This is a genomic window from Prosthecobacter sp. (genome assembly GCF_044222565.1).
Lineage (GTDB): Bacteria > Verrucomicrobiota > Verrucomicrobiia > Verrucomicrobiales > Verrucomicrobiaceae > Prosthecobacter.
Genome location: NZ_JBGANA010000017.1, coordinates 30,369 through 45,234, shown reverse-complemented (window position 1 = coordinate 45,234; position 14,866 = coordinate 30,369). Strand labels below are relative to the sequence as shown.

13 protein-coding genes are annotated in these 14,866 nt (G+C 61.9%); 2 read left to right on the top strand and 11 right to left on the bottom strand.

Features of this window, described 5'->3' with window-relative positions; all coding sequences use genetic code 11:
- Positions 1–4 precede the first annotated feature (4 nt).
- Positions 5–1,468: a DUF2868 domain-containing protein gene (locus ACILSR_RS22370; RefSeq protein WP_395752025.1), complete on the bottom strand. Its 1,464-nt coding sequence runs from the start codon at positions 1,466–1,468 to the stop codon at positions 5–7.
- 114 nt (positions 1,469–1,582) lie between these two features.
- On the opposite strand from ACILSR_RS22370, the gene ACILSR_RS22365 reads away from it, so the two are divergent.
- Positions 1,583–3,517, top strand: a complete 1,935-nt coding sequence (locus tag ACILSR_RS22365) for a matrixin family metalloprotease (RefSeq protein WP_395752024.1) — start codon at positions 1,583–1,585, stop codon at positions 3,515–3,517.
- Here ACILSR_RS22365 and ACILSR_RS22360 read toward each other — a convergent pair.
- The 7 genes from ACILSR_RS22360 to ACILSR_RS22330 all read right to left on the bottom strand — a co-directional run bounded on the left by ACILSR_RS22360 (position 3,502) and on the right by ACILSR_RS22330 (position 9,624).
- On the bottom strand, positions 3,502–4,155 hold the full coding sequence (locus ACILSR_RS22360) for an ATP-binding cassette domain-containing protein (RefSeq protein ID WP_395752023.1): 654 nt from the start codon (positions 4,153–4,155) through the stop codon (positions 3,502–3,504). The genes ACILSR_RS22365 and ACILSR_RS22360 overlap by 16 nt on opposite strands.
- Positions 4,152–4,934, bottom strand: a complete 783-nt coding sequence (locus ACILSR_RS22355) for an ABC transporter permease (RefSeq protein WP_395752022.1) — start codon at positions 4,932–4,934, stop codon at positions 4,152–4,154. The genes ACILSR_RS22360 and ACILSR_RS22355 overlap by 4 nt, the downstream gene beginning before the upstream one ends.
- A gap of 4 nt (positions 4,935–4,938) precedes the next feature.
- Entirely contained in the window at positions 4,939–5,253 is a 315-nt protein-coding gene (locus tag ACILSR_RS22350) for a type II toxin-antitoxin system RelE/ParE family toxin (protein WP_395752021.1), read from the bottom strand.
- Positions 5,243–5,473 carry an addiction module protein gene (locus ACILSR_RS22345; protein WP_395752020.1) on the bottom strand — a complete coding sequence of 77 codons (231 nt, stop codon included), beginning with the start codon at positions 5,471–5,473 and terminating at the stop codon, positions 5,243–5,245. Before ACILSR_RS22345 ends, ACILSR_RS22350 begins: the two co-directional genes overlap by 11 nt.
- Positions 5,474–5,527: 54 nt before the next feature.
- Complete coding sequence (obgE, locus tag ACILSR_RS22340; RefSeq protein WP_395752019.1) at positions 5,528–6,565, bottom strand: GTPase ObgE; 1,038 nt, start codon at positions 6,563–6,565, stop codon at positions 5,528–5,530.
- Positions 6,566–6,628: 63 nt separating this feature from the next.
- Positions 6,629–8,428, bottom strand: a complete 1,800-nt coding sequence (locus tag ACILSR_RS22335) for a hypothetical protein (protein ID WP_395752018.1) — start codon at positions 8,426–8,428, stop codon at positions 6,629–6,631.
- A 74-nt stretch (positions 8,429–8,502) separates the two neighbouring features.
- Positions 8,503–9,624, bottom strand: a complete 1,122-nt coding sequence (locus ACILSR_RS22330; protein WP_395752017.1) for a citrate synthase — start codon at positions 9,622–9,624, stop codon at positions 8,503–8,505.
- A 172-nt stretch (positions 9,625–9,796) separates the two neighbouring features.
- Between ACILSR_RS22330 and ACILSR_RS22325 the strand changes: the two genes are divergently transcribed.
- Complete coding sequence (locus ACILSR_RS22325) at positions 9,797–10,279, top strand: low molecular weight protein-tyrosine-phosphatase (protein WP_395752016.1); 483 nt, start codon at positions 9,797–9,799, stop codon at positions 10,277–10,279.
- Here the strand turns inward: ACILSR_RS22325 and ACILSR_RS22320 are convergent.
- The 3 genes from ACILSR_RS22320 to ACILSR_RS22310 all read right to left on the bottom strand — a co-directional run bounded on the left by ACILSR_RS22320 (position 10,265) and on the right by ACILSR_RS22310 (position 14,865).
- Entirely contained in the window at positions 10,265–11,866 is a 1,602-nt protein-coding gene (locus ACILSR_RS22320) for an NAD(P)/FAD-dependent oxidoreductase (protein ID WP_395752015.1), read from the bottom strand. The genes ACILSR_RS22325 and ACILSR_RS22320 overlap by 15 nt on opposite strands.
- 57 nt (positions 11,867–11,923) lie before the next feature.
- On the bottom strand, positions 11,924–12,880 hold the full coding sequence (locus tag ACILSR_RS22315) for a hypothetical protein (protein ID WP_395752014.1): 957 nt from the start codon (positions 12,878–12,880) through the stop codon (positions 11,924–11,926).
- Positions 12,881–12,963: 83 nt separating this feature from the next.
- Positions 12,964–14,865: a prolyl oligopeptidase family serine peptidase gene (locus ACILSR_RS22310; protein WP_395752013.1), complete on the bottom strand. Its 1,902-nt coding sequence runs from the start codon at positions 14,863–14,865 to the stop codon at positions 12,964–12,966.
- Between the last annotated feature and the right edge of the window lies 1 nt (position 14,866).

The following is a 14,866-nucleotide window of genomic DNA, read 5'->3' as shown; positions in this document are numbered from 1 at the left end:
AACATTACGATGCCTGAGGCTTTGCGCGTGCGGATTCTTTACGCACGGCCACAATCACATCAGAGGCCAGACCTTCGACCATCTCTGACCACAGCTGCTCCCGGCCGGCGATCTTTTCCGGGGACCAGCGGCCCGCGAGACTGGTGCCGTCCAGCAGCACCACGAGTTCCGGATCGGCATGCTTCGTCAGCAGGCGCTGGCGCACGTCTGAAACGAGGCGGCGCTGCACTTCCGCTTCGGGCGTGGTGGCCATGTTGAAAAGCATGACCAGATTGGCACACACAGGCTGCCAGGCTGCGGCAAACTCATCCTCCTCACCGGCAGGAATGCGCAGGTACTCAGCACGCGCCATGCCGCCAAAGCGCTCCCTCACGCCACGATCCCACACCTCACGATGCGCAGGCGTGGGCTCGATGGCGTGCACGAGCACCTGGATGCGCTCGCTCCCGCCCTCCACGGCGCGCAGCAGCGTCCGCAGGTAATTGCCCCAATGCAACGCACGGGCCGGCCTGGCCAGGGTCCGGCTGCAGCGTGCCGCACCGATGCCGGCCAGCAATAGGCGCGGCACTACGATCAGCACGAGCAGCGTTCCTGCATACAAATGAATCCACGCCAGGGCTGGCGCAGGGCTTTTCACCCGGCCGGAGGAGCGGTGCATGCCCTCGATCTGGTCCATCGGGATGCGAGTTCCCAGAACCTTTGAAGCTGGCGTGAACAGCGCCTCGAAAAACGTCCTGGCAGGTCCCACTTCGAGCACGGTGCTTTCCCAGACGGCACGGTATTCATGCGACCAGCCGCGCGCATAAAGTGCCACTGCCCCGCCGATGGCCATGAGCGCCGCAGCCACATGCAGCCACATGCGCAGCCGCATTTGCAAACGCTTCCAGGCCAGCGGCCAGGCGAGTTCTTCAAAGCGCTTTTGCACCGTGTCAGCCACACCGCTGGTCACTTCCTTGGTGGCTCTTCCCATCCGTGAAATACCATGGGCCAGAATTTCGGCCATCCATCCGCCACGCCCTGCCAGCGAAGAGGCGGGCATCAGTTCGCAGAAGAGGCCCAGCACGATCACCACCGCATTCCATGCCAGCAGTCCCACCAGCGGCAGGGCCAGCAAATTGAACTCGCTCGACTGGCCCAAGTCCGAAAGAGCGTAACCGGTGATCAGCGCCAGAGCCCAGCCGGCCAGCGCCAGCGCCCAGCGCCCCTGCGGCACACAAAGAAGCTCCAGCACGCGGATCAAATCCCCCCGCCAGCCCACCGCCTCGCGCTCCAGCCACTCCGCGCGTTTGTCCAGAAACGACTCGGACCGCTCATCCAGCACCTCCCCCTTGATCTCCTCGGACCCCAGCCCGGCGCGGGTGTGGGCCGTGGCCTCGCGACGACGCTCCGCATTGACGAGAACGCCATCGGTGTCGCCTTCTTCGAGTGCGCGCCATTTCAGCACGCGCTGCCAGTCATTCCAATCCATTCAGGGGGGGTGTTTCCGGGAAACTAAACGCAGCTTTGGCGGGATTCCACCGACTCCGTGCATTTTCACCACAGGGATCTTTCACGAATACGGCTTATATGGCATCCTCCACCCATGTTTCACCATCCTTTTTCCCACGTCCGGTCTGTGCTGGGTACCATGGCGGCTCTGCTGCTCTGCGCGGGCTGGCTGCAGGCCTCATCTCTGGCGCCAACCAGTGAGCAGGAGGATGTCAAAGCAGCACTGGGCATCTGCACAGGCAGGATCACCAGCCTGGAGAGCTTCCGGCACCCGCTGCGCGGCGGCATTTTCACGCGGGTGAAGATTTCCGTCACCGAAGCGATCAAAGGGCGCTTCCCGGCCTCCATCACCCTCATCCAGCGTGGCGGCTCCCTGGATGGCGAGAGCGAATCCACCGGTCTGGCGGGGGCGTTTGCCGTGGGCGAGGAGCGCCTGTTTTATGTGACAAAGCGTGCGGATGGGTCGCTGGAACTGCTGCGCGGCTTTGCCAGCGCCGAAAACATTGGCTCCGCCCTGCCACGGCACGGCTTTGCCAGCATGCTCAAACTCCGCCGGCTGCGTCTTCTGGCGGCAGCGGCGGGTACGACCCAGACGGCGCCGGTCTCCGGCGGAGATTTCAGCAGTCAGGCCGGCGTGCAGCAGGCAAACTCAGGCACGCCCTCCAGTGCCGTCGGTCTGCTGGTGGATGGCAACAATATCCCTGCGCGGCTGCTGGCACCGGACCGTGGAGAGCAAATCGGTTACCTGGTGGATGTGCAGGCGCTGCCGACCGGAATCTCCCAGGTGCAGGCGCTCAATGCGGTGACGCAGGCGCTCGCGGCCTGGAGCGCTGTCACGGGAATCAGCTTTCGATTTGACGGACTGCAAGATTTCGGCCAGTCGGCGGCGTCGGTCAGCATCGACGATGAGAGGCTGCGCATCCAGCTGCACGATTTGTATGGAGAAATCTCCGGCGCCACGACGCTCGGCGTGGGCGGCCGCGCCACGACGAATGTCAGCAATGATTTTACCACCACTGGTGGCGGGGGCGGGCAGGTCAGCGGTCTGGAGTTTCACAAGACCACCCGGGGATATGTGGTGCTGAAACATACCGCCACCTCCATGCAGACCTTGAGCACCTTTGCTGAAGTGCTCTGCCATGAGGTGGGCCACTCGCTGGGCATGGCGCACTCCAGCGAAAACGCCTCTGAAACCGACACCACCCTGAAGCAGGCCGTCATGTATTTCCAGGCCCATGCAGACGGCCGCGGAGCCACACTGGGCACCTACGATGGCCCGGTGATTCAGAAGGTGCATCCGCCGACGGACACGCCCCCCTATTCCTACGACCGCATCATGCCCATGGTCACCGCACCTTCCGCCATCACCACCGTGGCTGGAATCAATGAGCTCCAGCTTTTCGGCTGTGATCTGCAGACCGCCTCGGCAGCGCTCACGCTCGTCACCACCGGTCCTTCCTCGGGAGGCGGTGGCACTCTGAGCTTCAGCGGCAGCACCGTGACGGCGACCCAGGCAGGCTACTTCAGCGATGGCAGTGTCGATCCCGCCAGCACGTCCTTCTATGTGCTCAAGTGGGTGCGCTTCTCAGACGGCGTCAATGCCTCGCCGTGGACGCGGGTCCGCATCACCTCCATCTATGCCGACTCCAGACCCTCCGGCGCGGCTGACGGCCTGCCTGACAGTTGGATGACCACCTACTTTGGCTCCATCACCCCAAGCGCCGCCAACCTCAGCCGGGCGACTGATGACAAAGACAAGGACGGCCTGAGCAACCTCACGGAATTTCTTCTCGGCACCAGTCCCATCGATGCCAATTCCCGCCTGAAGACGACCTCCTTCGATGGCGCTTCTTTGCAATGGTCCGCCACGCCTTACCTGCTCTATTACGTGGAGTCATCGCCAGATGCGACCACCTGGACGCGCTTTGGCAATCCCGTCCTTCCAACCACCACCACCGGTCTTTCCAGCGGCACTTTCATTCCTGCCGCGACGGCCCGGAAGTTTTATCGCGTTCACTTTGCACCTTGATCAACCACGAGCTGGCCGGCCTTCATGCGCAGGTGCAGAGTGCCCAGCGCCGCCGCCTCACTGGTGGAATGGGTGACGTGCAAAACGGTCAGCCCATGCTCCTGCTGCACACGCTGCAGCAGCAGCATAGCCTCGGCTCTCATGCTTTCATCCAGCGCGGAGAGAGGCTCATCCAGCAGCAGCAGCTTTGGCTTTGCCGCCAGCGCGCGGGCCAGGGCCACGCGCTGCTTTTCACCACCAGACAGCATGTCTGGCAGACGGTCCAGCAGCGGAGAAATGCCAAACTTTTCGGCGAGGCTTCTCACGCATTGCTCCACCTCCGCGGGCGGCATGCCGCGCAGCTTCGGCGCGAAGCCGATCTGCTCCCGCACGCGCAGTCCTGGAAACAGCGCCAGATCCTGGGGCACGTAGCCAATCCCTCGCTCCCGTGGCTCCAAAGCAGTGACGTCTTTGCCGTCCAGCAGCACGCGTCCCAAAGTGGGCTTCCGCAGGCCGCAGATGATTTCCAGCAGGGAGGTCTTGCCGCAGCCGGTCGAGCCCATGAGCACCGCATAAGTGCCGGACGGGATGGCGACATCCACCCCCTCGAGGATCGTCCGGCCTGAAACTTTCCAGGTAAGCTGTTCGAGCTGGATCATACTTTTTCCCCCGTCGCACGCACCGCCACCAGCACCAGCACGGCCAGCAGTACCATGAACAAACTCACCGCCACGGCGGCATCGAGATTTCCCACGCTGAGTTCCAGCCAGACCGTCGTCGGCAGCACCTCCGTCTTCATGCGCGTGGCGCCGGCAAAGACGAGGATCGGGCCAAACTCCCCAAGGCTGCGTGCCCAGGCGACGCAAAACGCCCCCACCATGCCGCGCCTTGCCGCCGGCAGCGCCACATGCCACAACGCCTGAAACCGCGTGCAACCCAGCGTCAGTGCCACTTCCTCCGGCCGCGCGGAAAGGTGCTGGAACGTGCCGCGCATCGTCCGGATCGCAAACGCTGCGGCCACCACAAACTGCGCCAGCACCACCCCGCTGACTTCATAGGTGAAGGGAATCGCCATCTCAATGACCTTGCCAATCTTCGTTTGGAAAAAGATCAGCAGACACAAACCCACGACCAGCGGCGGCAGGATAATCGGAATGTCCAGCGCGGCATCCAGCCAGGATTTGCCGCGAAACTCCAGCCGCGTCATCAAATAACCCACCGGCACCGCCAGCAGCAGCGCAAAACCCGCCGCGATCGTGCACGTCATCAGGCTCAAAAAAGTAGCATGCAGGATGTTCGGCGACCGCAGCACCTGCAGCCAGGAATCCGGCGTGCTGTACGTCGCCGTGGCTCCGAGCAGAAGCCCCCAGAAAAGGAGATACCCCGCTGTGATCAACGCCAGAGCCAGCCAGCAAAAGTTCGAACGATTTAGGCGCATGGAGTTACTCGGGCTTCCTAAGCCACAGCGATTGCCGCAAGCGATCAGGATCCTGGGCACCATGGAAGATTGCATAAACGACCACGACACCTCCGGTATATTCATAATAAATCGTGTAAGGAAACCGGCGCATTTTGAAATGTCGGAAATCATCCATGGCCTTGCCATATCCTTCCGGCATCTGGCAGATCGCAACCAATGCCGCATCGAGGCACCGTAAAAAATCTTTTCCGAGACCCTCTCCCCGTCGCTCCAGCCAATGGTAGGCATCCGCGATCTCCTGGTCGGCCTCGGGCAAAATGATCGACTCAGCGGCCATCGCTTCCGAGCAGAGATTTTTTCACCTCATCCCACGAACGGCCCTGGCTTGCACCACTGGCATGGGCCGCCTTGCGACGGGTTAGTTCTTCGCGCTGTCCGGCAGTGAGCGTGGGCGGCTCTTCAGATAACGCGATGCGGTCCCACATGTCTTCGACAAGTTGAATCTGCTGCGCTGGCTCCAAGAGGGTGAATGCCTGAAGGATGGCTTCCGTGCTCATGCCCGCACTGTGAGGCAAGACGCAGGGATTTCAACCAGCCATCCATTTCCGCCCTCACCAGTCCACATCCTGCCCGATCTTTTCATCCAGCCACTTGCGCAGCTTGTCGAGGCCTTCGCCGGTTTCGGCGGAAACGGGGTGGATTTTGATGCGCTTAAAGCGCTCCTTGAAGTTGGCGAGGTGATCCTGGCTCTCGGGGAGGTCGATTTTGTTGGCGATGATGCACCAGGGGCGCTTGGCCAGTTCCTTGGAGTACAGGGACACCTCCTTGCGCACGATTTCCAAATCGGAGACGGGGTCGCGGCCTTCGGTGCCTGCCGTGTCCACCACGAAGAGCAGCACTCGGCAGCGCATGATGTGGCGCAGGAAATCATGGCCGAGGCCGATGTTTTCATGCGCGCCTTCGATGAGTCCGGGAATGTCCGCCAGGCTGCCGCGGCGGTTGGGGCCAAACTCGATCACCCCGACCATCGGCTGCAGCGTGGTGAAGGGGTAGTTGGCGATCTTGGGCTTGGCAGCGCTCAGCTTGGAGAGCAGTGTGGATTTGCCAGCGTTCGGCGCGCCGACGAATCCGGCATCCGCGATGCTGCGCATCTCGAAGTGGAACTCGCCCTCCTCCCCAGGAGTGCCTGGAGTAAACTCGCGCGGGGCCTGGTGCGTGGAGGTTTTGAAATGCACGTTCCCCTTCCCGCCTTTGCCGCCTTTGCATAGGACGTAAGTGGAGTTGGTCTCAGTCAGGTCGGCCACCGGCTCATAGCGGGTTACGAGCTCATTCGTCTCGTTGTCGTACTCATGGATGACCCGGCTGACCAGTGTTCCAGGCGGAACTTTGTACACCACGTCCTTGCCGCTGCGGCCGGTACACTGGGTGGCGCCGCCTTTGGCACCATCTTCGGCAAAGAGCCGGTTGTTGAAGACGTAGTTGCGCAGGCTGTCCGTGCTGGGGTCCACCAGCAGGATGAGGCTGCCACCGTTTCCGCCGTCGCCGCCGTCAGGGCCGCCTTTGGGACGAAATTTTCCGCGGTGAAAGTGCGCACTGCCATCGCCGCCTTTTCCGGCGCGCGCTTGGACTTTGATTTGATCGACAAACATGGGTTGTTCAGTTAGCCGGGGTTGGGCCCGGGGGCAAGGGCCAGCTTCTGCAGCCTTCGCCCCCTACTGCCCGGCCGCCTCCCTGGTCTCAGCCGGATAAAACAGCTGCATGGCACGCCGGATCTCCGGGCATTTCAAACTTGCGGCGTAGATCGCGTCCGGCACCTTGCGGTGTTTGACGAGCAAGTGGTAGGAACCAAGAGCCTCAAAACCCGCATTGAGCGCTCCTTCCATGGGCAGGTAGCTGCGGCCATCCACCTCGATGTTTTCGACCATGCCCCAGGGTGGGAAATAGCTCGCCTTCTCCATGCGTTCCAGCAGCTCATACGTCTCCGAGGTCTGCACATGCAGCGAGCCGGACATCAGGATGTAGTGCGGGTGGATGAGCTTCTGATCCGGCAGATCCACTCCGCCGACGTAGTAGCCGTTGCCTGCCTGATTTTCACCAGCGGAAAGGCCAAAGATACCGTTGCGCGCCGCCTGGGACTGCGGCCAGCGTTTCGGGATGTAGGCACGCTGCGCTCCCAGCATGGCACGGCGCACGCTGAGCCAGCGCACCCCGTCGTGCGCATCGGGTGCATCGCTGTCAAAGTCAGGGTAAAACAGGCTTTGCAGTTCGGTGATGAAGCCTGTGCCTTGCCAGGCCTTGCCCGGACTGCGCATGGGCGGCGGACGAAAGTCGGGACGCGCGATGCCCTCCATGAGCGTCACCAAAGCAGTTTCCCCGCCCCAGTCCTGCCAGCCATGCGGCAGGAGCGTCTTGGCGTCATCGCTCAGGCCATGGGAAAGCTGGCCATCCGGGAGATGCAGGTGATTAAATTCGATGGCCTGAATCTGCTGCACCAGTTCTTGAGCGACGAGCGGCACATCCAGCATGATGGCCGCCAGGAGCATGGACTGCGCATAGATGGCCGTGTCCACCGTACTGTACTCGGTGCCCGGGTGGATGCAGTATTTGTCGTCGTGCTTGTGCACAAAGTGCGGCAGCAGTCCGCGCCCGGTCTTGAGTTTCTTCATGGCCTCGTGCGTACGGGCCAGCACCCAGCGCGCATAATCCGGGCTCACAATGCCCAGGTTTTCCTGCGCCGCCGCCGCCGAAGCGAGGACGTACATGCCGGTGGCGGAGACGGACTCAAAAGCTCCTTCTTCAATGTGGGCACGGTCGCGGACAAAACCCGTGTCGATGGAATAACTGCGGGCGATCTTCGCATACGAAGCCAGGAAGGTGTAAAGGTCCCACGGCATCTGCGGCAGTTCGATGCCGAGGAACAGGCCTGAGACCTTGACCTCGGCCCCAGGTTCCGCCGTCCAGATGAGGGTCTTGCCGTCCTGCACCGCCTCAGGGGCCACCGCATGCACAAACATGTGATACTGCGGCTCCGTGAGTTCGATCATCTGCGACCAGCGCTCCTCGTTGGTGGGAGATTTGATTTCGAGCTTGATCTTCCCCCGTCCGGCAGCCCTGACCATCACCGCAGTCACGCGCGGCTGGTACCGGGCGGAGATGGGTGCCGGATAGGCGTGCGTGAAATTCATCACGCGGTTCGCATTGCGCGCCTGCCCTGCCAGGCTGTGCCACATGCCGGCCCAGGCCTCCGGCTGCTGGCCGAGATGCACCACCACTTCATCCGTCAGCCACTCCATCTCATGCTCCGCCGGCCCGTGGAAGCCGAAGTCAGTGCCTATGTGAGTGTAGGCCGTGAATGAATTCAGCCGCTTGGTGCCCGCGAGCACCTGCTGATTTTCATCCCGATGAATGAAATACTCCTGCACCGGCTGCCACACAAGTCGTGTGGCCGGCTGCCCCGCCGCTTGCGTGCATAGCAGCGCAGCAGCGGCTCCGATGGTTGGAAAGAGACGCATAAAAGCTTCTACGATAGTGGCAAGCGCAAGGTTTTGCCACCTTTCCAACCTTAAACTTTATCTTAGTCGGGCGATCAGCGCTCCTCGATCGGCACCACCTTCTGGCCATACGGCTTGCCGACGTAGGCACTCAGAGGGCGGAACAGGCGGTTTTCGCTCCACTGTTCCAGCACGTGGGCGGTCCAGCCGCTCATGCGGGCGATGGCGAAGATCGGGGTGAAAAGATCGGTCGGAATGCCAAGGCTGTAGTAAACCGTGGCACTGTAGAAGTCCACGTTGGCGTTGAGGCCCTTCTGCTCGCGCATGATCTGGGCGATGCGCTCGGACATCTGGATCCACTTGGACTCGCCGAGCTGGCTGGTGAGCTGGATGGCCATCTCACGCAGATGCGGAGCGCGGGGGTCGAGCACCTTGTAAACGCGATGGCCGATGCCCATGATCTTCTTCTTCTGCGCCAGAGCGTCAGCCACCCAGGCGTCCACCTTGTCAGGCGAGCCGATCTCTTCCAGCATGTGGATCACGCCTTCATTGGCGCCGCCGTGAAGAGGGCCTTTGAGCGCGCCAATGGCGGCGCTGATGGCGGAGAACATGTCGCTCAATGTGGAGGCGACGACGCGGGCGGTGAAGGTGGAGGCATTGAATCCGTGCTCCGCATGCAGGATGTAGGCGATGTCGAGAGTCTTCTCGGCCTCCTTGCTCGGCACTTCGCCGTTCATCAGGTAAAGGAAATGGGCGGCTTCGCTAAGGTCTTTGCGCACAGGTGGCAGTTCCAGGCCCTGACGGGCGCGGTGGAAGTAGGCGGCGATGACGCCGATCTGCGAGGTCAGGCGGATGGCGTTGGCCAGATTTTCACTGACTTCGATGTCGTGGCGCTTCTGATCATAGCAGCCGAGCATGGACACCGCGGTGCGCATGATGTCGATCGGCTTGGCCGTTTTCGGCGCAGTCTTCAGGAAGTCGATCACGCCCTGCGGAAGTTCACGCTCCGCACGCAGCGCCGTGGTGAGTTTCTCCAGCTCTCCCTTGTTGGGAAGCTTGTTGTAGTAGAGCAGGTACACCACTTCTTCGTAGCTGACTTTGACGAGCTCGTTGATGTCGTACCCACAATAGAACAAAACGCCCTCCGCTCCTTTCACCTCCCCAAGACGGGTTTCAGCAGCGATGATACCTTCGAGACCTTTGGATACAACAGACATGGGGGTGGGCGTGGGGGTTTTGAGTTGGATAGCAAATAGCGTGCTCAAACTACGGCTCAACCAAAGACTCGTTCACAGGAAAAGAAATCTTCCATCGGGGATGGGCGGCATCCCCTGCGGACAGGAGGCGGTTTTTGTTTGTGCATGGCTCGTCATTGGCCTAGCTGCACGCATGTCAGCCCCCTTCCGCCTGCTGTTTGTCTGCCTGGGCAATATCTGCCGCTCCCCTGCGGCGGAGGGCGTCATGCGGTCATTGATCGAGCGCGAGGGCCTGGCGGATCGGGTGACCATCCGCTCGGCCGGCACAGGCGGCTGGCATGTAGGCAAACTCCCCGACCAAAGAATGCGCACTGCAGCACAAAACAGGGGCTATGATCTCAGCAGCCGCGCCCGGCAGGTGACTCAAAACGACTTGCGCGACTACGACCTCGTACTCGTCATGGACAATCAAAACATGCGCGACATACGCACCTACGATCTCTCTTCCCAGTTCGGCTCGAAAATCCGGCTCTTCTGCGAATTCTGCTCTCACCATAAAGACCGGGAAGTGCCTGATCCTTACTACGGCGGCGAGCAGGGTTTTGAGCTGGTGCTGGACCTTCTGGAAGACGGCTGCCGTGGTGTGCTGGCGCACATTCGCTCAGCCCTCCCGTAAAATCGCCTCGGCCACGCGCATGCCATCGGCCGCTGCGGAGATGATGCCGCCAGCATAGCCCGCGCCTTCACCTGCTGGGTAGAAATGTTTCACGCTGACGCACTCCATTGTTTTCACATCCCTCGGAATGCGGACCGGTGAGGAACTGCGGGTCTCCACTCCGGTGAGCACCGCATCCTCCAGCGCAAAGCCCGGCAGGCTTTTGTCGATGCGCGGGATCGCTTCCTGAATCGTCTCTATCGTATATTCCGGCAGGCATTCGGTCAGGTTGGACCACACCACGCCCGGCTCGTAGGAGGGCTTCACCTTGCCAGGCCCCGTCGAGGCGCGTCCCGCCAGGAAGTCGCCCAGAAGCTGCGCCGGGGCGTGGTAGTTGCTGCCACCAAGCACGAATGCTTTGCGCTCCAGATTGCGCTGAAACTCGATGCCGCCGAGCACATCTCCCGCAGGCATGTCCTCCGGCCGCACGTCCACCATGAAGCCGCTGTTGGCGTTCGACTCCGCGCGCGCATAGCTGCTCATGCCATTCGTCACCACCATGCCCGGCTCCGAGCTGGCGGCCACGACGAGACCGCCGGGACACATGCAAAAGCTGTAGGCCGCGCGGCCCGTGCCGCAGTGCGCCACAAATTTATATGGCGCCGATCCCAGCCGCGCGTGCCCGGCCCATTTCCCGTACAAACTGCGGTCGATCAACGTCTGCGGATGCTCGATGCGCACGCCAATGGAAAAGGGCTTGGCCTCAAACGGCACGCCATGACGATGCAGCATGGAAAACGTGTCCCGCGAGCTGTGCCCGATGCCAAAGACGAAGCGCGAGCCTTCGATGGTTTCGCCGTCAGCCAGCGTCACCGCACGCATCACGCCGTCTTCGATCACGACATCCGCCACACGCGCGCCAAACCGCACCTCTCCTCCTAGGGCGATGATCTCCTCACGCACATGCCTCACCACTTTGATGAGGCGGTCCGTGCCAATGTGCGGCCTGCTTTTGATCAAGATGTCCTCCGGCGCCCCGGCAGCCACCATCTCCCGCAGCAGCCAGGGGATGCGGTGCTCGCGATCCCGGATCTGCGTGTAGAGCTTGCCGTCTGAGAAGGTGCCCGCACCGCCTTCGCCGAACTGCACGTTGGATTCCGCATTGAAATCCCAGCCGCGCCGCCAGAAGCCGGTCACGTCACGCGCCCTGTCCCCCGCCGCCTTGCCTCGCTCCAGCAGCAGGGGCTTCAGCCCCGCACGTGCCAGCAGCAGTCCGCAAAACAGTCCGCAAGGCCCCGTGCCGACCACCACAGGCCGTGCACCCGCGGCGCGCACCACGTTCTGCGCCACTTCCCGATACTCCTCCTCCGACGCCGGACCGATGCGCGGATTTTTGCCGATGCGCTTGAGCACCCGCGCCTCGTCCTTCACTTCGGCCAGCAGCGTGAAGCTGAACTCCACGTGGCCGCGGCGTGCATCGATGGCCCGCTGCTTCACCTTCAGGGTGATCACATCTTCATCGCGCGCACCCAGCAGCTTCACCACCGCACGGCGCAGGTCATCGTCCTGATGATCGACGGGGAGGAGAACCTGGGAAAGCTGGAGCATTGGAGGGGACGGGATTTGGCGGCAGTGCCAATAGCCCGTGCCAACGCCATATCAACCCTACTTCGTGTTTGCCGGCTTCTCCACCGGCGGAGCATACCACCCGAAAACCTTGTCTCCGTTAAAAAGCTTGTGGTGCTCTGGCGTGATGCCGCCGTAATCGGCGATGACGCCTCCCGGCTCCACCGTGCCGACGCGCAGGTTGGCATACACGTCGCCTTCGTCATACAGGACATGCAGCGGATCGCGTGGATTGAGCTGCACTCCCTTCACCGGTTTCACGACCGTAAATCGCCAGGTGGTATCGATGTGCTGGATGGCCCCCAGCTCACGGTAGGTCAACGCCTTGGGCACATTTTTCAGGTCGTACTGCGCCGCATTGTTGGTGCGCCAAGGGTCATAGGCCAGGCTGCCCGGATTGGAATAATCCCCCGCCCACATGGCCTGGTAGGGGATCGGGTCTGGCTGGTTCGCACGAATGGCTGCGGGCGACTGCGTCACGGGAAAGCTGGGATACACCGGCAGCGGATCGACCCGGTCCACGATTTTGCCCACGAGCGAGAACACATCGGTGACCCGGCCATAGGTGAAGAACTGGTGGGAGTCGATCATCTCAGAGGTGGCCACCCTTGTCTTCTTGATCGTGAGCCGGTGCTCATTGGAGGTGGTGAACAAATTAAAGCTCAGCAGGTAATCCACGTCCTTGTCCAGCACGGAGATCCGGCCCTGAACATCCTTCGGCAGGGCCAGCGTCTGCGTACCGTTCTTGGTCTCCTCCGTGGTCAGGTTAAACACACGCATCTGGCCGCGGCGCAGCAGGTTCGTGCTGATGCTGTCCGCCAGCGCCCGGCCCAGATCAGGGCGGCGCGTACCGTCCACTGTCACATCCTCGGCGTAGATCGCGACCTTGGGCTTCTCCGCACTTTTCACACTCCAGTCGTCTACGGCATGCAGTTTCGCGCTAAATACCGTGCTCAGGAGAGCCGCCGTGAATAGGGTGAGTCGGTGCTGATACATGGCCTATTGGAGTTTGGCCGATGTTAAGGGTTCAAAAATCGCTTGGGAAGCGATATTTTGTCATCCCATTCTTCTAAAACATCCTAAGGATTCCAAAGATTCTGTTTTTGGAACCACTCCCGCACCAGACGGAACACCTCATCGCGCATCGTCTGGTCGATCGGGTGCCCCTGGCCGTCGGCCACGAGGCGGTCATTGGGCACGTGATTCTTGTCCAGCACCTGCTTGAAGTTGGCGGACTGCTCCGGGCGCACGGTGTTGTCATTGCCACCATGCAGCATGAGAAAAGGCACTCGGATCTTTTCCGCCGCCGCATGGGAGGGCGCGGCATAGCCCTCCTGCGGCGAGATGCCGCTGCCGGTGATCGCCGCAGCTTTCAGCCCGGCGGGAGCCGTGGCCGCCAGACCGATGGTGACGAAACCGCCCATGCTGTGGCCATAAGCCGCCAGCCTCGTGGCATCGACCTCCGGCATGCTGCGCAAAATGGCCAGGCAGGTCTGCGCTCGGCGGATGTTTTCCTCGCTCGCGCCAAACTGGGCGCGGTCTCCGCCCGCGGTGCCTGCGTGCGTGTAGTTCGGCGCGATGCACACCATGCCCCACTGCACCATCTCGCTTGCTTTCATTCCGCCAAATCCCTGCGCATTGCCACCCATGCCATGGCTGATCAGCACCGCAGGGAACGGCCCCTTCCCCGCTGGCTTCATGAAAATGCCGTCCATGGTGAAGTCACCGTCTCGATAGGTCCAGCGCTCGCCATCGAGCTGAAATCCCTTCAGGGCGGCACCGGTGCCACCTTTCGGCGCCGGTGCGCTGGCCGGCGGATTCTGCGCCGGAGCCGCTGGTGGCGACGGGGCGCCGTCGCTCTCTTCACGTGTGATGATGCCGTCGTTGTTTTTGTCGAGCAGCCGGAAGAGCGGCGGCGGGCCGCTGAACTCCTCACGCGTGACCTTGCCATCCTTGTTTTTGTCATCACGTCCGGAGATTACCTCCCAGGGGATGCCACGCCGTGCTCCGCCCTGCGGCATGCCTTTGCGCGGATCGCGCTCCATCGCCGCGGCATCGGCGGTGCTTTCCGTGGCCAGCGCTTCGACCTTGGCGCTGCTGCTTTTGAGCCTCTCCTCAAAGAAAGTCCCGACCATGTCGTCGATGTTTTTGCCCGCGAATCCCGGGCCGCCATGCCCTGCTCCATGAATGGTGTGAAAGTGCGCGCTCACCTCGCTCTTTCGCAGCGCGTCAAACAGCATCTGGCTCTGATTGATCGGCACCGTGGGGTCCTTGTCTCCATGCACGATGAGAAAGGGCGGTTCATCTTTGGTCACATACGTGATGGGGTTCATCCGCGCGGCCTTCTCCTTGTTTTGCATCACCGCGCCACCGATCAGCCTGGCCTCTGGCGAGGCATCCGTTGCATGACTCTCATAGCCCGGTGTGGTGACGAATGCGGTGAAATCCGTCGGGCCGAAATAATCGCACACGGCCTGCACACGGCTGGACTGGTCCAGGTTTGCCCCCACATCAAACTCCTTCACATCTCCGCTGGTGCCGAGCAATGCCACCAGATGCCCGCCCGCGGAACTGCCCCACACACCGAAGCGCTTGGGATCGAGTGAATACTTCTCCGCATGCGCCCGCAGCCAGCGAATGGCCGCCTTGCAGTCTTCAATCTGCGCAGGAAACACCGCGTGACCGCTCAGGCGGTAGTTGATGCTGGCCACCGCATACCCCTTCCCGACATAGCCTCCGCGCAATGGCGGACAGCCATCCTTGCTGCCGTTCTGCCAGCCACCCCCATGCACCCAGATGATGAGCGGAAGCGGGCCTTCGGCTTTCTCCGGCAGATAAAGGTCCAGTTTGTGCCGCTCATGCCCGCCTTCCACATAGGTCAGATCGCGCAGCTCTTTGACTCCGGCCGGAGCGCGCAGCTGCTGCGCCCAGACGCTGGTGAATGATGCGGCAAACAGGATAAAGCAAAGGATGGGTTTCATG